The organism is Pseudomonas sp. Tn43, from assembly GCF_014192635.1.
In the GTDB taxonomy this organism is placed as follows: Bacteria; Pseudomonadota; Gammaproteobacteria; order Pseudomonadales; family Pseudomonadaceae; genus Aquipseudomonas.
In genome coordinates, this window is record NZ_JACHYG010000008.1 from 109,358 (window position 1) to 130,504 (window position 21,147).

Consider the following 21,147-nt stretch of genomic DNA (forward strand, 5'->3'; position numbering starts at 1 on the left):
ACCTTATTGATAGAAAGCAGTCCAGCCGAGCGGGGACTGGCACTTCGCCACAACTCAAGGCATGCTAGCCGCCCTTCGGGCGTCCGGCTTATAGTGCACGTCGCGTCAGTCCAGCCAAACCGCAGGATTACAGTTTGTCTAATGTCTCTCCGCCATCGTCCGTGAGCGCGCTCAATCCTGCGACCGGCTCGCCCCTGCGCGGAACCTTGAAAGGCGCGCTGGCAACCCTCGTGCTGTTGCTGCTCGCACTGCTGTTCTGGCAGCTTCTGGATCAGTTTCGCGAAACCCAGAAAAACCAGCGCCAGTACACCATCGACTACTCCGCCGACCTGGCTGCGCAAGTCAGCCTTAACATGGCGCTCAATGCGCAGATCGCCCTTAATCTGCTACCGATCATCGAACAACCGCAAAGCGCCGACGAACAACAGGCGTTATTGCGCAAACTGCAACAATCGCTGCCCGATCTGCGCAGCCTGGCGTTGCTCAGTCCCTCCGGAAAAATCCTCAGCGACAGCGCTGCCGACAGCCAGGACGCCAGTTACCTTGGCGAACTGGTTCAGCGTAGCCGCGCCCAGGCCCATTATTTCAGCAATGCCGATGACGGCTCGGTGGTGCACCTGCTCCTGCATCAGGCCAGCGGCAGCAGTCGCGGTTATTGGGCCCTGCGCCTGACACCGACGTTTTTCTCCTCACTGACCAAACAGGGCGATGCCGGCATCCGCCCCCTGTGGCTGGTGGAAAACCGTATCAATCATCAGATCATCAGCCGCGATGACACCCAGCCCTCGGCCAAGCCGGCCAGGCTGACAGCCGACGAGCTGGCCAACAGTGTGCTGACCGTTCCGCTGAGCAGTAGCGATTGGCAATTGCGTGGGCTGTTCGACCGGCAACGGGTGATCGAACAACTGCTGCCGGCGTTCATCGGCAAATGCCTGCTGGGCCTGGCCTTTTCGTTGTTGCCGTTCATCGCCCTGCTGAACATTCGTCGCCGTCAACGCCAGTTGCATGAGGGCCGCCGACGTTATCAGGACATTTTCGAAGGCACCGGCGTTGCCCTGTGCGTGCTGGACCTCTCCGGGCTCAACAGTATCTTCGACAAGGCTCAGCTCAACAGCAGTGAACAGTTGCAGAGTTGGCTCCAGACACCGGAACAACGTCAGCAACTGCTGCAGGAATTACGCATTACCGAGGTCAACCAGGTTGCCCTGCAATTGCTCAACGTCAATTCCTGCGACCAGGCCTGGAAACTGCTGATCGACGGCTGCCCATCGGACTGTACGGCCATCGGCAATCAAGTACTTGAAACAGTGCTGCACCAGCAAAAACAGCTTGAACTGGAAATCAAACTCCAGGACGCCAATGGCCGCGACCAGCATTTGTGGCTGGTGCTGCGCTTGCCGGAAGATCAGGCCGACTATAAAGCGGTGATCCTGAGCATCAGCGACATCACCAGTCGCAAGCTCATCGAATTGTCGCTGCTGGAGCGTGAAGGGTTCTGGTCCGATGTGGTGCGCACCGTGCCGGATCATCTGTATGTGCAGGATGTAATCAGCCAGCGGATGATCTTCAGCAACCATCACCTGGGGCAAACGCTGGGTTACAACCGCACAGAACTGCACCAGATGGGCGAATACTTCTGGGAAATCCTCCTGCACCCCGAAGATGCCGATTACTACCACCGATCACGCCAGTCCCAACGGCACGCGGGTTACACCCAACTGATGCAATGCCAGCTGCGCTTCCGCCATCGCGATGGCAAATGGCGGCGTTTCGACATTCGCGAACAGGCCCTGGCGCGGGACAAACACAATCAGGTCACGCGCATCATCGGCGTGGCCAAAGACATCACCGACCAGATTGAAGCCAGCGAGTCCCTGCGCGACAGCGAGCAGCGTTACCGGATGCTCGCCGAAAGCATCAGCGATGTGATTTTCTCCACCGACAGCAAAATGTCGCTCAACTACGTCAGCCCCTCGGTGCAAGCCGTGCTGGGTTTCGACGCCGACTGGATATTCCAGAACGGCTGGCAAACGACCATCGCCAATCCGCAACAACTGACCGGCATCTACAGCCTGATGGACCGGGTCAGCAAAGCGCTGAATAAACCCGAACAACTGGCGCTGCTGCGCAGTCAGGTGCAGACCCAGCTGTTTCTGTTCGACTGCCTGCGGGCCGACGGGCGCAAGATTCCCATCGAGTTGCGTCTGGTGCTGGTCTGGGACGAACACGGCGCCTTTGAAGGTGTGCTGGGGGTCGGCCGCGACATCAGCCAGCAACGCCGGGCCGAAAAAGACCTACGGATGGCGGCCACGGTATTCGAGCACTCAACCTCGGCGATTCTGATCACTGACCCGGCGGGCTACATCGTCCAGGCCAACGAAGCGTTCAGTCGCGTCAGCGGCTATGCGGTGGCCCAGGTCCTCGACCAGTTGCCGAACATGCTCACCGTCGATGAGCAGCAGGAAGCCCATCTGCGCTATGTGCTCAAGCAATTGCATCAGCACAGCACCTGGGAAGGCGAAGTCTGGCTCAAGCGGCGCAACGGCGAGCATTACCCGGCCTGGGTCGGGATTACCGCGGTGCTCGACGATGAAGGCGATCTGGCCAGCTACGTGTGTTTCTTCAGTGACATCAGCGAGCGCAAGGCCAGTGAGCAACGGATTCATCGCCTGGCCTATTACGACGCCTTGACCCACCTGCCCAACCGCACACTGTTCCAGGATCGCCTGCACACCGCGCTGCAATCGGCTGAACGGCAGAAGGCCTGGGTGGTGCTGATGTTCCTCGACCTTGACCGGTTCAAGCCGATCAATGACTCCCTGGGCCATGCCGCCGGTGATCGCATGCTCAAGGAAATGGCCACGCGCCTGCTCGGTTGTGTCGATGATGACGACACCGTGGCGCGCATGGGTGGCGATGAGTTCACATTGCTGCTGCAGCCCCGGGTCAACCGGGAGATCGCACTAAACCGGGCGATTCATGTGGCCGAACAGATCCTCGCCAGCCTGGTGAAACCGTTCGTGCTGGAAGGCCGCGAGTTCTTTGTCACCGCCAGCATCGGCATCGCGCTGAGCCCTCAAGACGGCAGCGAACTCAGTCAGTTGATGAAAAACGCCGACACCGCGATGTACCACGCCAAGGAGCGTGGCAAAAACAACTTCCAGTTCTATCAGGCCGACATGAACGCCAGTGCCCTGGAGCGCCTGGAACTGGAAAGCGACTTGCGCCATGCCCTGGAGCAAAATGAATTCGTCCTGTACTACCAGCCGCAATTCAGCGGCGATGGCAAACGCCTGACCGGTGCCGAAGCCCTGCTGCGCTGGCGTCACCCACGCCGCGGTCTGGTGCCGCCGGGGGATTTCATTCCGGTGCTCGAAGAGCTCGGGCTGGTGGTGGACGTCGGCGACTGGGTGATCAGCGAGGCCTGCCGTCAGCTCAAGACCTGGCATCAAACCAAAGTGCGGGTGCCGAAGGTTTCGGTGAACATTTCGGCCCGGCAGTTCTCCGACGGTCAGCTCGGCACGCGGATCGCCACCATCCTCAAGGAAACCGGCCTGCCGCCGGCGTGCCTGGAGCTGGAGTTGACTGAAAGTATTCTGATGCGCGAAGTCAGCGAGGCGATGCAGATCCTCGCCGGGTTGAAAAACCTCGGCCTGAGCATTGCGGTCGACGACTTCGGCACCGGTTATTCATCGCTCAACTACCTCAAGCAATTCCCGATCGACGTGCTGAAAATCGACCGTACCTTCGTCGATGGCCTGCCCTCGGGTGAACAGGACGCGCAAATTGCCCGGGCGATCATCGCCATGGCCCACAGCCTCAATCTGGCGGTGATCGCCGAGGGCGTGGAAACCCATGAGCAACTCGACTTCCTGCGTGAGCATGGTTGCGATGAGGTTCAGGGGTATCTGTTTGGGCGGCCGATGCCGGCGAACCGGTTTGAGGCGCAGTTCAGCAATGATGCGCTGTTCATGTTTGATTGAAGAGGAACTTCTGTGGCGAGGGGGCTTGCCCCCGTTGGGTCGCGAAGCGGCCCCAAAACCTGCGATGACATTTCTTCAGACAAACCGCATACGCGCAAATTACGGCTGCTTCGCAGCCGAACGGGGGCAAGCCCCCTCGCCACAAACACCGAAAATCCTGCGCCATGAACACCACTTGTCTGCGACATGATGTCCTTTCATATGCCATCTAAAAGCGGTTGGGTTAGAATGCCCCCCTTTTCTGCCCCGATCCTTGAGGACCGCCATGTTCAGCCGTGATTTGACTATTGCCAAGTACGACGCCGACCTTTTTGCCGCCATGGAGCAAGAAGCTCAGCGCCAGGAAGAACACATCGAGCTGATCGCTTCGGAAAACTACACCAGCCCAGCGGTGATGGAAGCTCAAGGCTCGGTACTGACCAACAAATACGCCGAAGGCTACCCGGGCAAGCGCTACTACGGTGGTTGCGAGTTCGTCGACGTGGTTGAGCAACTGGCCATCGACCGCGCCAAAGAACTGTTCGGCGCCGATTACGCCAACGTTCAGCCACACGCCGGCTCCCAAGCCAACAGCGCCGTTTACCTGGCCCTGCTGCAAGCGGGCGACACCATCCTGGGCATGAGCCTGGCCCATGGCGGTCACCTGACCCACGGTGCCAGCGTTTCGTCCTCCGGCAAGCTGTACAACGCTGTTCAATACGGCATCGACGCCAACGGCCTGATCGACTACGACGAAGTCGAGCGTCTGGCGCTTGAGCACAAGCCGAAAATGATCGTGGCCGGTTTCTCTGCCTACTCGCAGATTCTGGATTTCCCGCGTTTCCGCGAAATCGCTGACAAAGTCGGTGCCTACCTGTTCGTCGACATGGCTCACGTGGCCGGTCTGGTCGCCGCTGGCGTCTACCCGAACCCGGTTCCATTCGCTGACGTCGTGACCACCACCACCCACAAGACCCTGCGCGGTCCACGTGGCGGCCTGATCCTGGCTCGCGCCAACGCCGACATCGAGAAGAAACTGAACTCCGCGGTATTCCCGGGCGCCCAGGGTGGCCCGCTGGAACACGTGATCGCTGCCAAGGCGATCTGCTTCAAGGAAGCGCTGCAGCCTGAGTTCAAGGCCTACCAGCAACAAGTGGTGAAAAACGCCCAGGCCATGGCCGGCGTGTTCATCGAGCGCGGTTTCGACGTGGTGTCGGGCGGTACTCAGAACCACCTGTTCCTGCTGTCGCTGATCAAGCAGGAAATCTCCGGTAAAGACGCCGACGCCGCTCTGGGCAAAGCGTTCATCACCGTGAACAAGAACTCGGTACCGAACGATCCACGCTCCCCGTTCGTCACCTCCGGTCTGCGTTTCGGTACCCCGGCTGTCACCACTCGCGGTTTCAAGGAAACAGAGTGCAAAGAGCTGGCCGGCTGGATCTGCGACATCCTGGCAGATCTTTCCAACGAAGCGGTGATCGACGCCGTTCGTGAGAAGGTCAAGGCCATCTGCAAGAAGCTGCCGGTGTACGGCGCTTAATTGCACCGTTAAACCGCAGTTAAAAGAAACCGGCACTTGTGCCGGTTTTTTTTCGCCTGCGTCCGGAGACACCAATAACAATACCCTTGTATAACAGCATCACCAACTACTTTAATAATCCCACCAACTATTTACGCCTATTTTCTCAACTAAAGCACTCAACACAAACCACATCAAAAAATCTATTATTTTGCAACACATCGAAAACTACCCAACTGAAAACTTCATGTTAATCTCCCTCCAACTTACAAAACAACGAATAACCTGATTCACTCAGCCACCATTAATAACGGTTATTCGCACACCGCACGAGGGATATTAAATATGCAAGATATAGATAAAACACAATCATTCACCGCTCAACTTTTTGTCGATAACAAGCCTGTGGCACTAGCCGGCAAGGTCATTCAAAAACTGCTGGAAGACCCTGATATCACAGAAGAACTGAAGCGTGTCCTTGAGAAAAAGCTCGAACACTCCGGAAACCTTCTTCTCAGTTATGGAGAGGACGTAACACCTGAAACGTTCCTCTTCGCTTATCACGACGATGTCTACACCATTAAGATTGAAGGCAGCGACGGAGTCTTCAAACATACCGCAAGTATGGAAGGTGAGCTTCGCAACTTATCAGTCTTCGAAGGTGATGACCCTACTTATTTCCATATCATAAACCGTTCGGGTGAAAGTTCTAAGCTGGATGACCTGCCAGACGAACTCAATAAAATTCGTCTGCACACAGGACCACAACGCCGAGAGGTTCATACCTATGCCGGGCCGCCATACTTCCCGGTTCTGACCGATTACCCAAATCGCGGCGGAAAACTTGTGTTCTTCGAACTAAAAATCATCAAGCGTAATGTCTCTATGTAAATCAATCGCTTGAGTACCTTCGAGAGCAGGGCTCTGAAAACCGGCCATGATGGCCGGTTTTTTTCGCCCACAAAAAAATTTCAAACGGCGAAAAGGCTCAAGGTCGGGGCCTTCCGCCCAACTGGTAAGACCGGTCATGCCAATCTGGCAATTTCCGCTTGCGATCACCCAAAAACAGCGCCTAGACTGCGCCTGCACTGGACATACCGGTAAGACCACAATAATTAAGTCCTGAATCTGATGCGCCCCGCGCACGGTAGCCAGGACACCGACCAGGATTCCTCCCATGCTCAGATGGTGCTCGCGCTCAATCTTCCTTCAAGTGGTTCTCGGACTGGTGCTCGGCATCATCTGCGGGCTGGCCCTTCCTGAATACTCCGCCCAACTCAAACCCCTCGGCGACGGTTTCATCAAACTGATCAAGATGCTCATTGGCTTGATCGTGTTCTGCGTAGTGGTCAGCGGCATCAGCGGTGCCGGCGACTTGAAGAAGGTCGGACGCATTGGCCTGAAATCGGTGATCTACTTCGAAATACTGACCACCATCGCCTTGGTGATCGGCCTGGTGTTCGCCTTCACGACCGGCATCGGCAGCGGCGCGAACATTCATCTGGACCAGCTCGCCGCCGCCGACATCGGCGACATCGGCGACATCGCCCAGCGCGGCCAGCACATGCACACCACCACCCAGTTCCTGATGAACCTGATCCCGACTTCGGTGATCGGCGCCTTCGCGGAAAACAACATTCTGCAAGTCCTGCTGTTTTCGGTGCTGTTCGGCAGTGCGCTGAACCTGGTGGGCGAAGCGGCGTCGGGTATTTCCCGGCTGATCAATGAGCTGAGCCACGTGATCTTCCGCATCATGGGCATGATCGTGCGCCTGGCGCCGATCGGCGTATTCGGCGCCATCGCCTTCACCACCAGCAAATATGGCCTGGATTCGTTGCAACACTTGGGCAGTTTGGTCGGCCTGTTTTATCTGACCTGTGTGGCGTTTGTGACTTTGATTCTCGGCCTGGTGATGCGCCTTTCGGGCCTGAAGATGTGGCCGTTGCTCAAGTACCTGCGCGAAGAACTGATGATCGTCATGGGCACCGCTTCTTCCGACGCCGTGCTGCCACAAATCATGCGCAAGCTTGAGCATCTGGGCATCGGCAGCTCCACGGTCGGGCTAGTGATTCCGACCGGGTACTCGTTCAACCTTGATGGTTTTTCGATCTATCTGACCCTGGCGATTGTGTTCATCGCCAATGCCACCGGCACGCCGCTGGCCATGACTGACCTGCTGACGATTCTGCTGGTGTCGCTGATCACCTCCAAAGGTGCCCACGGGATTCCCGGCTCGGCGCTGGTGATTCTCGCGGCGACACTGACGGCGATCCCGGCGATTCCGGTGGTCGGCCTGGTGCTTGTATTGGCGGTGGACTGGTTCATGGGCATCGGCCGGGCGTTGACCAACCTGATCGGCAACTGCGTCGCCACCGTAGCCATCGCCCGCTGGGAAAAAGATATCGATATCCAACGGGCAAACAAGGTGCTGTCCGGTCAGCAGGGTTATACCTTCCAGCCGAGAAAACCGGTTGCCCCGGCGCATCAGCAGGAATTTTGAATAATCGCCGTGCCTGCCCGAGGGCAGGCACGGTCATCAATCGTTATGGATGCTCATGGAGCGAACCGTGATTACCTCGTCAACCGTTGTAAATTCAGTCGTAGAAAAACTTCGGGCCGCACTGGCCCGCGGTCAGTGGCGTTCCGGCGAAATGCTGCCGGGCCAGCGTGAACTGGCCGAACAACTGGGCATCAGCCGCCCGAGCCTGCGCGAAGCGGTCATCGTGCTGGAAACCCTCGGGCTGGTGCGTTCCATGCCGGGCAAAGGCGTGGTGGTGCTGGAGGCCAGTGTCAGCGACAGCCAAAGCCACGACAGCGCGGTAGCCGGAGCCAGCCTGGAAGACGTGCTGCAACTGCGCTACACACTCGAACCGTTCATCGTCGGCCTGGTGGCGCAGTCCATCAGCAGCAAGGAAGTCGGGCAACTGCGGCTGACCCTGATGGACATGCGCGAAGCCCTTGAGGCCAACGACAGCGAGGCTGGCGTGAACGCCTACATCGCGTTCCACGAGGAGCTGTTCGCCCTGACCTCGAACCCGATTTTCCAGAGCGTGGTGCAGCAGACCAGCAACGCCCTGAAGCAAAGCGCCGACGTGCTGCGCAATTCGCCGGAGCATCTGGCTGAACGCCTGGAAGAAAACGAAGCCGTGGTGCGAGCGATCCGCAGCAAAAACAGCGCCCAGGCCAGCGCCGAGATGCGCCGGCACATCCTTCGCGAAGGCCAGCGAATGGGCATCGAATTGAACATCCCGGACGACCACCTCGGCAGTTGACCCCCCTCTTCGAACTGGAGACAGGCCATGAACAGCTTCGCCTCACCACAGATATTCACTGCCCTGCCCTTCTCCCGAACCGACACCGGGAAACCGCCAGCGGATGATCTCTATACACGGATCTTCGATGCCATTCTCGAACAGCGCATCCACGCAGCCAGTCGTTTTACTGAAGACAGCCTGGCGCAGATGTTCAGCGCTCGACGCAGTGACATTCGTAGCGTGCTGACACAGCTGTCCCATCAGCAGATCATTGTCCTTCGAACCAATCATCGTCCCCGAGTCGCCGCGCCCGATGCCGAGCAGACCCGGCAGACGCTGTATGCCCGACGACTGACCGAAATTACGCTGGTTCGACTGGCCTGCCAGCAACCTCGCCCACAGGACCTGAAACGCCTGCGCGCCTTGATCGACAGCGAACGCCAATGCACGGCGCGTGGTCCGGCCATTCGATTGTCAGGGGAATTTCATCTGCAACTGGCCGAAATGGCGGGGAACGCACCGTTGGCGTATTTTCTTGGCAGTCTGGTGCCGCTGACCTCATTGGCCATTGCGCGGTATGACGCGCTGGCGGGTGATTATTGCGGATGGCGGAAGCACGCGGATATTGTCGATGCAGTGGAGCGTGAGGATGCTACGGCGGCCGCGAGGTTGATGACCCGGCATCTGGATCGCCTTGAGGAGGCGTTGCTGCACTCTGGATCGGTAGTCAGCCAGAATCGTGTTGCCGGTTAGATCGCATTCGCGAGCAGGCTCGCTCCCACATTTGAAATGCATCCCCCTGTGGGAGCGAGCCTGCTCGCGATGGCGGCATCAGGCTCGCTGAAAATATCGGGGTTTACTCCGCAGCCACCCGCGCAAATCCCTCACGAATTTTCTCTTCCGGCAAATCATCGGCAATGAACACGATCACGCTTTCGCGTGGTTCATCATCGGCCCATTCCGTATCCCAGTCGAAACCATACAACTTCAACACGCCTTGAAACACCATGCGCCGCGGCTCGCCAAGGATGTTCAAAACACCTTTGTAGCGCAGCAGTTGCTTGCCATGCTCTTCCAGCAGTTCGTTCATGAACTCACTGAGTTTGTCGATATCCAGCGGCTTGTCGGTGCGCAACACCAGGCTGGAAATGCGATCGATGGAGGGCGCCTTGCTCACCGGGCGCAAACCACGCCACCACCGAGGTCGGCATTGAGGTTGAAACCGCGCACGTCGAGCAGTTCAGCCAGATCAATTTTGCCGTGGTCGACCACACGGATTGGTGCGCGACGGTTGATGCGGGTCAGACGCTCGCTGAGGGCAGTGAAGGTCGGTTCGTCCACCAGATCCCGTTTGCTTACCAGCAAGCTGTCGACAAAGCCGATCTGTGCCTGGGCGATGGTCTGGGTCAGATGATGTTCGGCATGCTTGGCGTCGACCAAGGTGATGATGCCGTCGAGGATATAACGCTCACGCAGTTCTTCGTCGATGAAAAAGGTTTGCGCCACCGGCGCCGGGTCGGCCAGGCCGGTGCATTCGATCACCAGGCGGTCGAAGGTGATTTCGCCGCTGTCCAGGCGTTCCAGCAGCAGGTACAGCGCTTTGGTCAAATCGGTGTGGATGGTGCAGCAGACGCAGCCGTTGGACAGCGTCATCACTTGCACCGGCTCGTCACCCAACAGCTGGGTGTCGATGCCGGCGTCACTGAATTCATTTTCGATCACGGCGATTTTCAGGCCGTGCTCGGCTTTGAGCAGGTGGCGCAGCAAGGTGGTTTTACCAGCGCCGAGGAAGCCGCTGAGGATTGTTACTGGAATGGGAGAGGACAAACGGGTTCTCCTGTTTCACAAAGTTAAGAAACCGCCGCAGGCGTCTACCCGAACCCGGTTCCATTCGCTGACGTCGTGACCACCACCACCCACAAGACCCTGCGCGGTCCACGTGGCGGCCTGATCCTGGCTCGCGCCAACGCCGACATCGAGAAGAAACTGAACTCCGCGGTATTCCCGGGCGCCCAGGGTGGCCCGCTGGAACACGTGATCGCTGCCAAGGCGATCTGCTTCAAGGAAGCGCTGCAGCCTGAGTTCAAGGCCTACCAGCAACAAGTGGTGAAAAATGCCCAGGCCATGGCCGGTGTGTTCATCGAGCGCGGTTTCGACGTGGTGTCGGGCGGTACTCAGAACCACCTGTTCCTGCTGTCGCTGATTAAGCAGGAAATCTCCGGTAAAGACGCCGACGCCGCTCTGGGCAAAGCGTTCATCACCGTGAACAAGAACTCGGTACCGAACGATCCACGCTCCCCGTTCGTCACCTCCGGTCTGCGTTTCGGTACCCCGGCTGTGACCACTCGCGGCTTCAAGGAAGCAGAGTGCAAAGAGCTGGCCGGCTGGATCTGCGACATCCTGGCAGATCTTTCCAACGAAGCGGTGATCGACGCCGTTCGTGAGAAGGTCAAGGCTATCTGCAAAAAGCTCCCGGTGTACGGCGCTTAATTGCACCGTTAAACCGCAGCAATAAAAAAACCGGCCAATAATGGCCGGTTTTTTTTCGCCCGCTATAAACACCAGCGCCGCTGTTCAGATGGAACCTGACCCGCAAGCGAGTGCCTTTCCACCGTTAATAAAGTTGGAAAACTTCCGCAACCAATAACATTGCACTCAAGCAACTTCTACAACTACTACCTGCACCAACATACCGAAACACATCACTTTTTCACCCACCTCAAATATCTGATAAATATCTTTCCCGCACGACAAACAAACTTTTCAACTCACGGACGAGATGATGAACAGCAATCGACAGAAATCCTTTATCGCCAGCCTTGAATTACATGACGAACATCTGGAGTTCCTGGGCAATCTCTATGAAGAGCCGATCACCAGGCTCTACACCCTGTTCTCTGGTGGTTTCTATACTGGGGCTTCTTCGAAGATCGACGACTCCCATCTACTGGGAATAAAGCCACGCGATCCATCCTTGAAGCTCGCCCCGCTTAATATCTATTTCCGCTGCGCGGAAGACTATTACACCCTCCAGATCCTGTCGCCGGGAACGTATACCAACAAATATATAAGCAAGGATAACTCCGGAGTACTGGGAGCCTTTCCACCTGCCGGCAGCGATACAACATCGTTCAATCTGCTGAATCTGCAAGATCGCATTGTCACCCTGGATGACCTGAGTGCAGACACTCACCAGATCCGGCTCAAGGCCCGCAACGCCGGGCAGATCAGCAGCATCCGCCGGCAAGGGGCGCCGTACGTGTATCTGGCGGACATAAAGCGTCGCGGCCTGATCTTCAACCTGCGCATTACCGAACGAAACGTGCCATACGCAAACGACCCAGACGATATCTGACATTCGCCGCCACTGGCTTGCTTAATCTCGCGAGCAATATCGCAATTAAACATACAAGGTATATACAATGAGCACCGATCAAGAAAAATCTTTTATCGCCACCTGTAGCACACCCTTTGGCTATCCGCACTTTCCTGCACTTACCTATGGAAGAAAATACACAACCTTGAAACTTGACTACGAGCTATTAAGCTTTAACTCGCACATGGATGTTTCAAACTATCTTTTTCTCAAACCCGACTTGCCCGCCGACTCCCTGACCTTTTACTTCAGGTGTCAAGACGACTATTACACGATCTACATATTCACCAAAGGCATCTACTACTACATGACCCTCAGCAATGAAGAAGATGACTTCCTCAATGCCTACGCCACCCAGGATGGTGACCAGACCACTTTCAATTTGCTGAATAAAAATGGCGAGATTGTCACCCTTGACGATTTTGCAAATGACTCCCCGACCATCAGAATACAAACACGCGGCGGCAAGCTTTTGCGCCAGGGCTATTCGCGTGCCAAATACAATCCCAAGATCGGAACACCTGTTCGGCTGCAAACACCGAAAAGCCAAACGGTTCTGGATTTCAAACTGAATATTTTGCAGCGCAACGCCCCTTACTGAGGGCTGTCGGTTATCAGACGCGAGCCTTCCGGATAACGGTTGATTGCCCTGAACACCTGCGCCCTCTCTCCACTTTTCCGGAGTGGGGGCGCTCTGTTGTCAATGGGCTGCGAGGCGGGCGAATCCCTGGCGTATCTTCTCTTCCGGCAGATCATCGGCAATGAATACAATCACACTTTCCCTCCCCTCCCCTTCGGCCCATTCGGTGTCCCAGTCAAAACCATACAGTTTCAACACGCCCTGAAACACCAGCCGCCGATCTTCACCCGCAATGTTCAGCACCCCTTTGTAGCGCAGCAATTGCTTGCCGTGTTCCTCGAGCAGCTCGTTCATGAACTCACTGAGTTTGTCGATATCCAGCGGCTGGTCGGTTCGCAACACCAGGCTGGAGATACGGTCGATGGAGGGCGCTTTGCTCACCGGGCGCAAACTGACACCACCGCCAAGGTCGGCATTGAGGTTGAAGCCGCGTACGTCGAGCAGTTCGGCCAGATCAATCCTGCCATGGTCGACCACACGAATCGGTGCGCGACGGTTGATGCGGGTCAGACGCTCGCTGAGGGCAGTGAAGGTTGGTTCATCCACCAGATCCCGTTTGCTCACCAGCAAACGGTCGGCAAAGCCAATCTGTGCCTGGGCAATGGTCTGGGTCAGGTGCAGGTCGGCGTGGGCCGCGTCCACCAAGGTGATGATGCCGTCGAGGATATAACGCTCACGCAGTTCTTCGTCGATGAAAAAGGTTTGCGCCACCGGCGCCGGGTCGGCCAGGCCGGTGCATTCGATCACCAGGCGGTCGAAGGCGATTTCGCCGCTGTCCAGGCGTTCCAGCAGCAGGTACAGCGCTTTGGTCAAATCGGTGTGGATGGTGCAGCAAACGCAGCCGTTGGACAGCGTCATCACTTGCACCGGCTCGTCACCCAACAGCTGGGTGTCGATGCCGGCGTCACTGAATTCGTTTTCGATCACGGCGATTTTCAGCCCGTGCTCGGCTTTAAGCAGGTGGCGCAAGAGCGTGGTTTTTCCCGCGCCGAGAAAGCCACTGAGGATTGTTACTGGAATGGGAGAGGACAACTGGAATCTCCTGTTTCACAAAATTAGAAATCAACACAAAAACATGTGGGAGCTAGCCTGCTAGCGATGGCGGACTGTCAATCAACAGTGATGTTGAATGTTCAGGCGCCATCGCTGGCAGGTTAGCTCCCACAGGGATTGCTGTTAACCCGACAACCGGGTCAACAGCACTTCGGTCCATCCTTGCCACCGTAACGGGCTTCCTGACGTTCGCGAAAGAACATCTCGTAGCTCATCACCGGTTTGTCCGGGTGTCTGGTTTGCATATGCTCGACGTAGTTGTCGTAGTCGGGCATGCCGACCATCAGGCGCGCGGCCTGACCGAGGTATTTACCGAGGCGACTCAGGTCATTGAACATGGTGCAATCCTCAATTACGCGTCCGGCTGAGCCTGGAACGGCGATTCCTTATCCGTACGTTCTTTTTTGCCCCAGGCGGCAATGCCGACCTTGAGCGCGTAGAACAGGATGCTGAATACCACGAACAGGAACAGCGCGGTCAGCGTTGCGTTGGTGTAAGCGTTGTAGATCACATGCTGCATCTGCTCGATGCTCTTGGCCGGGGCCAGGATCTGCCCGTTGGCCAACGCATCGCTGTATTTTTTGGCCAACGACAAGAAGCCGATGGCCGGGTTGGCGTCGAACAGCTTGATGAAGCCGGCGGTGGTGGTGCAGATCAGCAGCCACACGGCGGGCAACATGGTGACCCAGATGTAGCGTTGGCGCTTCATTTTGATCAGCACCACAGTTGCCAGCATCAGTGCGATACCCGCCAGCATCTGGTTGGAGATGCCGAACAGCGGCCACAAGGTGTTGATCCCGCCCAACGGGTCGATCACGCCTTGGTACAGCAAATAACCCCACATCGCCACGCAACCGGCGGTGGCGATCAGGTTGGCGGTCCAGGATTCGGTGCGCTTGAGCGCTGGCACGAAGGAGCCGAGCAAGTCCTGCAACATGAAACGGCCGGCCCGGGTGCCGGCGTCCACCGCGGTCAGGATGAACAGCGCTTCGAACAGGATCGCGAAGTGGTACCAGAACGCCATGGTGTTTTCACCCGGCAGCACACTGTGCAGGATCTGCGCGATACCGACCGCCAGGGTCGGCGCGCCGCCGGCACGGGCCAGAATGGTGGTTTCACCGATGTCCTTGGCCACCGCCTGCAGGGCTTCCGGCGTAATCGTAAAACCCCAGCCGCTGACGACTTGTGCGACAGCCACCACGTCACCGCCGACGACCGCCGCCGGGCTGTTCATGGCGAAGTACACGCCCGGCTCGATCACCGACGCGGCTACCATGGCCATGATCGCCACGAAGGACTCCATCAGCATGCCGCCGTAACCGATGTAACGGGCGTTAACTTCGTTATCCAGTAATTTCGGCGTGGTGCCAGATGAGATCAGCGCGTGAAAACCGGACACCGCGCCACAGGCAATGGTGATGAACAGGAACGGGAACAACCCACCCTTCCACACCGGCCCGGTGCCGTCGATGAACTGGGTCAATGCCGGCATTTTCAGCTCGGGCATGGTGATCAGGATGCCGATCGCCAGCGCAACGATGGTGCCGATCTTGAGGAAGGTCGACAGGTAGTCACGCGGCGCCAGAATCAGCCACACCGGCAGGACCGCCGCGACGAAACCGTAGCCGATCAGCATCCAGGTGATCTGGATTCCCGTGAAGGTGAACGCCTTGGCCCACACCGGGTCAGCGGCAATCTGCCCGCCCAGCCAGATCGAACCCAGCAGCAACGCCACGCCGATCACCGAGATTTCGCCGATGCGGCCCGGACGGATGTAGCGCATGTAAATGCCCATGAACATCGCGATCGGGATGGTCGCCATCACCGTGAAAATGCCCCACGGGCTTTCGGCCAAGGCCTTGACCACGATCAGCGCCAGCACCGCGAGGATGATGATCATGATCAGGAAGCAACCGAACAGCGCGATGGTCCCGGGGATGCGGCCCATTTCTTCACGGACCATGTCGCCCAGGGAACGACCGTTGCGACGGGTGGACATGAACAGGACCATGAAGTCCTGAACCGCACCGGCCAGCACCACCCCGGCAATCAGCCACAGCGTACCGGGCAGGTAGCCCATCTGCGCCGCCAGGACCGGGCCGACCAGCGGCCCCGCGCCAGCGATGGCGGCGAAGTGGTGTCCGAACAGAATGTGTTTGTTGGTCGGCACGTAGTCCAGACCATCATTGTTGAGCACGGCGGGGGTAGCCCGACGCGGATCGAGTTGCATCACTTTGGTGGCGATGAACAGGCTGTAGTAGCGGTACGCGACCAGATAAATGGCCACGGCGGCAACCACAATCCACAAGGCATTGATTGCCTCGCCTCGGCGCAATGCCACGACACCCAGGGCGCACGCTCCCAGGATTGCCAGCAGCAGCCAGGGTAGGTGGCGTAGCAGGCTATTATTATTTTTCATTTTATGATTCCAGCCAGAGTGGACAAGAAAGAAAGCCACCCGGAGTTTAGCGCTACTGACAGCAAAGGCCATACCCCGACATTGATCCAGGGCCTTGTCTTGGCTGGCAGGTTTTAATAATGCGGGTCTATAGTCAGCGGACATTCAGAGGATTACGCCATGAGTGACCACCGCGCTGATCGTCGCCGCTTCAAACGTTTTGCGTTCGATGCCCGCACCGAGCTGAGTCAGGGGGAGTTCATCTGGCCGGTGAAGTTGATCGACCTGTCGCTCAAAGGATTGTTGATCGAAAAACCCGAGCCTTGGCTGGGTAATCCAGACTGGCATTTCCTGGTTAATATTCATCTCAACGAAGATGTCGCCATCAAGATGGATGTGCTGCTGACCCACGATGGAGGTGGTCAACTCGGGTTTGTCTGCAAACACATCAGCCTGGAATCCATCGAGCGTCTGCGACGGTTGGTTGAGCTCAATCTGGGAGATCCCCAGGAACTTGAGCGCGAATTGGGCGCACTCATCGAAACCTGAAGACACGACGCAATACCTGTGGGAGCGGGCTTGCCCGCGATAGCTGATTCAACCGCAACAGATAGGTTGAATGAAGGAATGCAATCGCGAGCAAGCCCGCTCCCACAGGTTTTTGTATCGATCCGAAGTTATTCGAACAAGGCGTCCAACGCTTGCTCCAGCCGCGTCACGGCAATAATCTGCAACCCCGGCGGCGCTTCTTTCGGCGCGTTGCCCTTGGGCACGATGGCGCGCTTGAAGCCGTGCTTGGCCGCTTCCTTCAAACGCTCCTGGCCGCTCGGCACCGGGCGCACTTCACCCGACAAGCCGACTTCGCCAAACACCAGCAGATCATGGGGCAGCGGCCGGTTACGCAAACTGGACATGACCGCCGCCATCAAGGCAAGGTCCGAAGCGGTTTCCAGCACCTTTACCCCGCCGACCACGTTGAGGAACACGTCCTGATCGTGAGTCGGGATGCCGCCATGTCGATGCAAAACCGCCAACAACATGGCCAAGCGATTCTGATCCAGACCGAGCGTTACCCTGCGTGGATTGGCCATGTGGCTGTCGTCCACCAACGCCTGCACTTCCACCAGCATTGGCCGGGTGCCTTCCCACGTTGCCATGACCACGCTACCCGGGACTTCCTCCTGGGCACGGGTCAGAAAAATCGCCGAGGGGTTAGAGACTTCTTTCAGGCCCTTGTCGGTCATGCCGAACACGCCCAATTCATTGACTGCGCCGAAACGGTTTTTTACCGCCCGCAACAAACGCAGGCGTCCATCGGATTCGCCTTCGAAATACAGAACGGTGTCGACCATATGTTCCAGCACTCGCGGGCCGGCCAGTGCGCCTTCTTTGGTGACATGGCCGACGAGGAAAATCGCCGTACCGCTTTGTTTGGCGTAACGCACCAGTAACGCCGCACTTTCGCGAACCTGAGAGACGCCACCCGGTGCCGATTGCAGTTGCTCGGTGAAAATCGTCTGGATCGAATCGATCACCATCACCTTGGGCTTTTCCTGCCGGGCCGTGGCGATGATGGTTTCGATGCAGGTTTCGGTCATCACCCTCAGCTGATCCTGAGGCAAGCCCAAGCGCCGGGCGCGCATGGCCACTTGTTGCTGGGACTCTTCGCCGGTGACATACAGTGCCGGCATGCTCTTGGCGAGGTTGCACAGGGTTTGCAACAAAATGGTCGACTTGCCGATGCCCGGATCCCCACCGATCAACACCACCGAGCCATCCACCAGGCCACCACCCAGAACGCGATCCAGCTCGCTGGACGCCGTGGAGAAACGCGGGATTTCTTCGACGCTGACTTCGGCCAGGGTCTTGATCTGCGCCTGCTGACCGGTCCAACCGGTACGTCCACTGGGGGCTGCGGCACCGCCGCTCTCGACCATGGTTTCGGTCAAAGTGTTCCAGGCCCCGCATTCACCGCACTGGCCGGCCCACTTGGGGAAGGTTGAGCCGCACTCGGTGCAGCCGTACATGCGCTTGGCCTTGGCCATCTGAACTCCCGGCAAAAACCGCGATGATAGCTCAGCTCACGCGGATCAGCGCGGCGGCGCCGTACGGATTTCACCGCTGGCCAGACGCGCGGCACTGTTGCCCAGCGGATCTTCGGCGTGCATGTCCGCCCCTTTGGCCTTGAGGACGTCCAGCAACTCGACACGCCTGAACAAACCGGCGTACATCGCGGCAGTCTGCCCCGCGCCATTGCGTTGGTCGGGGTTGCAAGGAGCGGCCAACAAAGTCCTGGCGATCTGCACTTCGCCTTTGAAAATCGCGCCCATCAACGCCGTATTGCCGCGTTGATCCTGAGCGCACGCGTCTGCCCCGGCAGCGAGTAAACGCGCCACCGCGGCGCTGTGACCGTGATAGGCGGACAGAATCAATGCGGTGTAACCCTTGCTGTCGCGGGTATCGAGGGAATAGCCGGCCTCGATGAAGGTCTCGAGCATGGGCACATCACCGCGCCGGGCGGCATCAAAGTAGTAATCCTGTAATTGGGATTGCAGCGCCTGAGGGTTGTTCGAGGTTTGCGCGTCAGGCCCGGCGAACCCACTGAGTGACCAGCACGCCAGAAAAACAGACAGATAAAAACGCATGGCACAGCTCCTTGATCAGACGGGACCTGCATGAGGCCCCGCTTCAGGCAGATGGATCAATCGACCAGTTTGGCCGCCAGCGCCTTGACCCGAGCCAGATCACCCTTGGCCACTTTGGCGACCCCGGTGCCGTACTCCGGGTCGGCCTTGTACAGGAACGACAGGATGATGTGTTTGCTCTCATCGTCAGTGGTGGCCAGTGAGCCACCGAAGCTGCCGATCAGGTCCTGACGCTCCTTCTGATTGAACGAGCGATACAGATCACCCGCCTGCTTGAAGTTCTGCTCGCGCTGAATCTTCGTCTGCTGCGTGCTGCCCGACAGGGCCGACTGGCTGTAACGCGCGGTTGGCGGCTCATCACGGGACAGCAGGCGACTTGGCTGGTAATTCACGCCAGTGCTGCTGGCGCCGATGTTCATTGCGCCATCCTGATTACCGTTATTCACGGCAACTTTGGGGGCGTTGATCGGCAACTGCAGAGCGTTGGCCCCCAGACGATACAGTTGAGTATCGGCATACGAGAAAACTCGCCCTTGCAATAAGCGATCTTCCGAAGGTTCGATACCCGGAACTAAATTGGCCGGGGCCATGGCCACTTGTTCAGTTTCCTGGAACACATTCGCCGGGTTACGGTTCAACACCATTTGTCCAACTTTTCGTTCCGGCACACCTGGCCAGATCTTGGTCGCATCCAATGGATCGAAATCAAACTTGGACAAGTCTTGCGGGCTGAGAACCTGGATGTACAAGTCCCATTTAGGAAAGTTGCCCTTATTGATATTGGCGACCAAGTCGTTAGTCATATGACTGTAGTCTTGACCTTGAACACTTGTCACTTCTTTAGGGTCGAGGTTCTTTAACCCCTGCAAACTTTTCCAGTGGAATTTTACATAGTGCACATCGCCTTTGGCGTTCACTAACTTGTAGGCATGTACACCGTTACCGTCCATCTCCCGATAACTGGCCGGCGTACCGGAGTTGGAATACAACTCGGTCAGGGTACGAGTGGCTTCCGGAACATGGGAGAAAAAGTCGAAACGACGGGAATCGTCGTCAAGGTTGGTACGCGGATCCGGCTTGAAGGCATGAACCATGTCTGGAAACTTGATCGCGTCACGGATGAAGAAGGTTGGAAAATTGTTGCCGACCAGGTCCCAGTTGCCGTCTGCGGTGTAGAACTTGGTGGCGAACCCCCGCGGATCACGCAAGGTTTCCGGGGAATGGTTGCCGTGAACCACCGCGGAAAAACGCACAAAAACCGGTGTGCTCTGACCACCGGCGAACACCTTGGCCTTGGTCAGGTCGCTGAGGTCGTCGGTGACGGTGAACGTGCCATGGGCGCCAGTGCCACGGGCATGCACCACGCGTTCGGGAATGCGTTCACGGTCAAAACGCTGGAGTTTCTGAATCAATTGTATGTCTTGCAACAGCACCGGCCCGGTCGCGCCAGCGGTTTGCGAGTTCTGGTTGTCGCCGACGGCAGCACCGTTATCGCGGGTCAAGGTCGCGGCATTGACGCTGAAGGACAACAGGCTGGCGGTCAGAACGCCAAGGGTACGACGAAGGGGAAAAGCCCCGAGGCCAAGGGGAGTTGTCATGGAAGTTTCCTCTGATTTTATAAGGCGCATCCAGGTGCGCCCCACAGAGGCTAGTGACCCAAAGGCCAAAATATAAATAGAAATCCCCCACCGAGCCGATAGCGAAAAGGTTCTGGAATGCCCGGTCTAGAGCGGGTAGTCGCGCGCGACTGGTGGCACTTTGTAAACTAATTGTCGAAAGATGTGTCGATAAGAGCGGGCATTGTAAGGCGGTGTTTCGAGCGCGAGCCGTTTTGCTGATTTACACTGCGCTCACCAACCTCATCTGTAACAAGGAAATAACCTATGGGCGTGATAAGTGAGTTCAAGGCCTTCGCGGTCAAAGGTAATGTGGTCGACATGGCCGTGGGTATCATCATCGGCGCCGCCTTCGGAAAAATCGTTTCGTCGTTTGTCGGTGACGTGGTGATGCCGCCAATTGGCCTGCTGATCGGTGGGGTGGACTTCAGTGACCTGGCTATTACGCTCAAGGCTGCCAATGGTGATGTGCCAGCGGTAGTGCTGGCCTACGGCAAGTTCATCCAGAGCCTGATCGACTTCATCATCGTCGCCTTCGCGATCTTCATGGGCGTCAAGGCCATCAACCGCCTGAAACGTGAAGAGGCCGTTGCGCCAACGCTTCCGCCGGTTCCGACCAAGGAAGAAGAGCTGTTGGGCGAGATTCGCGATCTGCTGAAAGCCCAAAACAATCATCCTTGATAA

The 21,147-nt window shown here is 57.5% G+C and carries 17 protein-coding genes and 2 pseudogenes; 11 read left to right on the plus strand and 8 right to left on the minus strand.

Annotated features, from left to right (window positions below; translation table 11 throughout):
* The first annotated feature begins 134 nt into the window (after positions 1–134).
* From FHW68_RS20680 to FHW68_RS20690, 3 genes are all read left to right on the plus strand, one after another.
* A complete protein-coding gene (locus FHW68_RS20680) occupies positions 135–3,983 on the plus strand; it encodes a bifunctional diguanylate cyclase/phosphodiesterase (RefSeq protein ID WP_183682756.1) in 3,849 nt (1,282 codons plus the stop codon).
* A 265-nt stretch (positions 3,984–4,248) separates the two neighbouring features.
* Complete coding sequence (gene glyA, locus FHW68_RS20685; RefSeq protein ID WP_183682759.1) at positions 4,249–5,502, plus strand: serine hydroxymethyltransferase; 1,254 nt, start codon at positions 4,249–4,251, stop codon at positions 5,500–5,502.
* Between the two features lie 324 nt (positions 5,503–5,826).
* Positions 5,827–6,372, plus strand: coding sequence for a hypothetical protein (locus tag FHW68_RS20690; protein WP_095633279.1), 546 nt, complete (start codon positions 5,827–5,829; stop codon positions 6,370–6,372).
* Here the strand turns inward: FHW68_RS20690 and FHW68_RS20695 are convergent.
* Entirely contained in the window at positions 6,340–6,660 is a 321-nt protein-coding gene (locus FHW68_RS20695) for a hypothetical protein (RefSeq protein WP_095633278.1), read from the minus strand. The two genes, FHW68_RS20690 and FHW68_RS20695, sit on opposite strands and share 33 nt — an antisense overlap.
* Here FHW68_RS20695 and FHW68_RS20700 point away from each other — a divergent pair.
* The 3 genes from FHW68_RS20700 (at position 6,659) to FHW68_RS20710 (ending at position 9,488) form a co-directional block, all read left to right on the plus strand.
* On the plus strand, positions 6,659–7,981 hold the full coding sequence (locus FHW68_RS20700) for a C4-dicarboxylate transporter DctA (protein ID WP_095633277.1): 1,323 nt from the start codon (positions 6,659–6,661) through the stop codon (positions 7,979–7,981). The two genes, FHW68_RS20695 and FHW68_RS20700, sit on opposite strands and share 2 nt — an antisense overlap.
* A 67-nt stretch (positions 7,982–8,048) precedes the next feature.
* The gene (locus tag FHW68_RS20705) at positions 8,049–8,753 is read left to right on the plus strand and encodes a FadR/GntR family transcriptional regulator (RefSeq protein WP_095633280.1); all 705 of its coding nucleotides are present in this window, start codon (positions 8,049–8,051) and stop codon (positions 8,751–8,753) included.
* Between the two features lie 27 nt (positions 8,754–8,780).
* A complete protein-coding gene (locus FHW68_RS20710) occupies positions 8,781–9,488 on the plus strand; it encodes a GntR family transcriptional regulator (RefSeq protein WP_095633276.1) in 708 nt (235 codons plus the stop codon).
* 103 nt (positions 9,489–9,591) lie between these two features.
* Here FHW68_RS20710 and yjiA (FHW68_RS20715) read toward each other — a convergent pair.
* Positions 9,592–10,562: pseudogene (gene yjiA, locus FHW68_RS20715) on the minus strand (GTPase).
* Positions 10,563–10,595: 33 nt separating this feature from the next.
* On the opposite strand from yjiA (FHW68_RS20715), the pseudogene glyA (FHW68_RS20720) reads away from it, so the two are divergent.
* The 3 genes and pseudogenes from glyA (FHW68_RS20720) to FHW68_RS20730 all read left to right on the plus strand — a co-directional run.
* A pseudogene (glyA, locus tag FHW68_RS20720) lies at positions 10,596–11,225 on the plus strand (serine hydroxymethyltransferase); the annotation flags it as partial.
* 292 nt (positions 11,226–11,517) lie between these two features.
* A complete protein-coding gene (locus tag FHW68_RS20725; protein WP_095633529.1) occupies positions 11,518–12,090 on the plus strand; it encodes a hypothetical protein in 573 nt (190 codons plus the stop codon).
* 67 nt (positions 12,091–12,157) lie between these two features.
* Positions 12,158–12,712, plus strand: a complete 555-nt coding sequence (locus FHW68_RS20730; RefSeq protein WP_143517872.1) for a hypothetical protein — start codon at positions 12,158–12,160, stop codon at positions 12,710–12,712.
* 99 nt (positions 12,713–12,811) lie between these two features.
* On the opposite strand, the gene yjiA (FHW68_RS20735) is transcribed toward FHW68_RS20730, so the two are convergent.
* From yjiA (FHW68_RS20735) to FHW68_RS20745, 3 genes are all read right to left on the minus strand, one after another.
* Entirely contained in the window at positions 12,812–13,783 is a 972-nt protein-coding gene (gene yjiA / locus FHW68_RS20735; protein ID WP_183682762.1) for a GTPase, read from the minus strand.
* A gap of 161 nt (positions 13,784–13,944) precedes the next feature.
* Positions 13,945–14,142 carry a YbdD/YjiX family protein gene (locus FHW68_RS20740; RefSeq protein WP_183682765.1) on the minus strand — a complete coding sequence of 66 codons (198 nt, stop codon included), beginning with the start codon at positions 14,140–14,142 and terminating at the stop codon, positions 13,945–13,947.
* 14 nt (positions 14,143–14,156) lie between these two features.
* Complete coding sequence (locus tag FHW68_RS20745) at positions 14,157–16,223, minus strand: carbon starvation CstA family protein (protein WP_183682768.1); 2,067 nt, start codon at positions 16,221–16,223, stop codon at positions 14,157–14,159.
* 159 nt (positions 16,224–16,382) lie between these two features.
* Between FHW68_RS20745 and FHW68_RS20750 the strand changes: the two genes are divergently transcribed.
* A complete protein-coding gene (locus FHW68_RS20750) occupies positions 16,383–16,751 on the plus strand; it encodes a PilZ domain-containing protein (protein ID WP_183682772.1) in 369 nt (122 codons plus the stop codon).
* Between the two features lie 128 nt (positions 16,752–16,879).
* Here the strand turns inward: FHW68_RS20750 and radA are convergent, their stop codons facing one another.
* From radA to katB, 3 genes are read right to left on the minus strand one after another with little or no spacing between them, the layout of a single operon-like run.
* Positions 16,880–18,247, minus strand: coding sequence for a DNA repair protein RadA (radA, locus tag FHW68_RS20755; RefSeq protein WP_007895270.1), 1,368 nt, complete (start codon positions 18,245–18,247; stop codon positions 16,880–16,882).
* A 45-nt stretch (positions 18,248–18,292) separates the two neighbouring features.
* Complete coding sequence (locus tag FHW68_RS20760) at positions 18,293–18,847, minus strand: ankyrin repeat domain-containing protein (protein ID WP_095633843.1); 555 nt, start codon at positions 18,845–18,847, stop codon at positions 18,293–18,295.
* A 56-nt stretch (positions 18,848–18,903) separates the two neighbouring features.
* The gene (katB, locus tag FHW68_RS20765; RefSeq protein ID WP_095633844.1) at positions 18,904–20,445 is read right to left on the minus strand and encodes a catalase KatB; all 1,542 of its coding nucleotides are present in this window, start codon (positions 20,443–20,445) and stop codon (positions 18,904–18,906) included.
* A 285-nt stretch (positions 20,446–20,730) separates the two neighbouring features.
* On the opposite strand from katB, the gene mscL reads away from it, so the two are divergent.
* Entirely contained in the window at positions 20,731–21,144 is a 414-nt protein-coding gene (gene mscL, locus FHW68_RS20770; RefSeq protein ID WP_095633845.1) for a large-conductance mechanosensitive channel protein MscL, read from the plus strand.
* The last annotated feature ends 3 nt before the right edge of the window (positions 21,145–21,147 follow it).

What these genes read in the sequence shown, in the direction of transcription:
- glyA (WP_183682759.1), top strand. Translation starts at nt 4,249, where the DNA reads ATGTTCAGCCGTGATTTGACTATTGCCAAGTACGACGCCGACCTTTTT.
- FHW68_RS20690 (WP_095633279.1), top strand. Translation starts at nt 5,827, where the DNA reads ATGCAAGATATAGATAAAACACAATCATTCACCGCTCAACTTTTTGTC.
- FHW68_RS20700 (WP_095633277.1), top strand. Translation starts at nt 6,659, where the DNA reads ATGCTCAGATGGTGCTCGCGCTCAATCTTCCTTCAAGTGGTTCTCGGA.
- FHW68_RS20695 (WP_095633278.1), bottom strand. Translation starts at nt 6,660, where the DNA reads ATGGGAGGAATCCTGGTCGGTGTCCTGGCTACCGTGCGCGGGGCGCAT.
- FHW68_RS20710 (WP_095633276.1), top strand. Translation starts at nt 8,781, where the DNA reads ATGAACAGCTTCGCCTCACCACAGATATTCACTGCCCTGCCCTTCTCC.
- FHW68_RS20725 (WP_095633529.1), top strand. Translation starts at nt 11,518, where the DNA reads ATGAACAGCAATCGACAGAAATCCTTTATCGCCAGCCTTGAATTACAT.
- FHW68_RS20730 (WP_143517872.1), top strand. Translation starts at nt 12,158, where the DNA reads ATGAGCACCGATCAAGAAAAATCTTTTATCGCCACCTGTAGCACACCC.
- FHW68_RS20740 (WP_183682765.1), bottom strand. Translation starts at nt 14,142, where the DNA reads ATGTTCAATGACCTGAGTCGCCTCGGTAAATACCTCGGTCAGGCCGCG.
- FHW68_RS20745 (WP_183682768.1), bottom strand. Translation starts at nt 16,223, where the DNA reads ATGAAAAATAATAATAGCCTGCTACGCCACCTACCCTGGCTGCTGCTG.
- FHW68_RS20750 (WP_183682772.1), top strand. Translation starts at nt 16,383, where the DNA reads ATGAGTGACCACCGCGCTGATCGTCGCCGCTTCAAACGTTTTGCGTTC.
- radA (WP_007895270.1), bottom strand. Translation starts at nt 18,247, where the DNA reads ATGGCCAAGGCCAAGCGCATGTACGGCTGCACCGAGTGCGGCTCAACC.
- FHW68_RS20760 (WP_095633843.1), bottom strand. Translation starts at nt 18,847, where the DNA reads ATGCGTTTTTATCTGTCTGTTTTTCTGGCGTGCTGGTCACTCAGTGGG.
- katB (WP_095633844.1), bottom strand. Translation starts at nt 20,445, where the DNA reads ATGACAACTCCCCTTGGCCTCGGGGCTTTTCCCCTTCGTCGTACCCTT.
- mscL (WP_095633845.1), top strand. Translation starts at nt 20,731, where the DNA reads ATGGGCGTGATAAGTGAGTTCAAGGCCTTCGCGGTCAAAGGTAATGTG.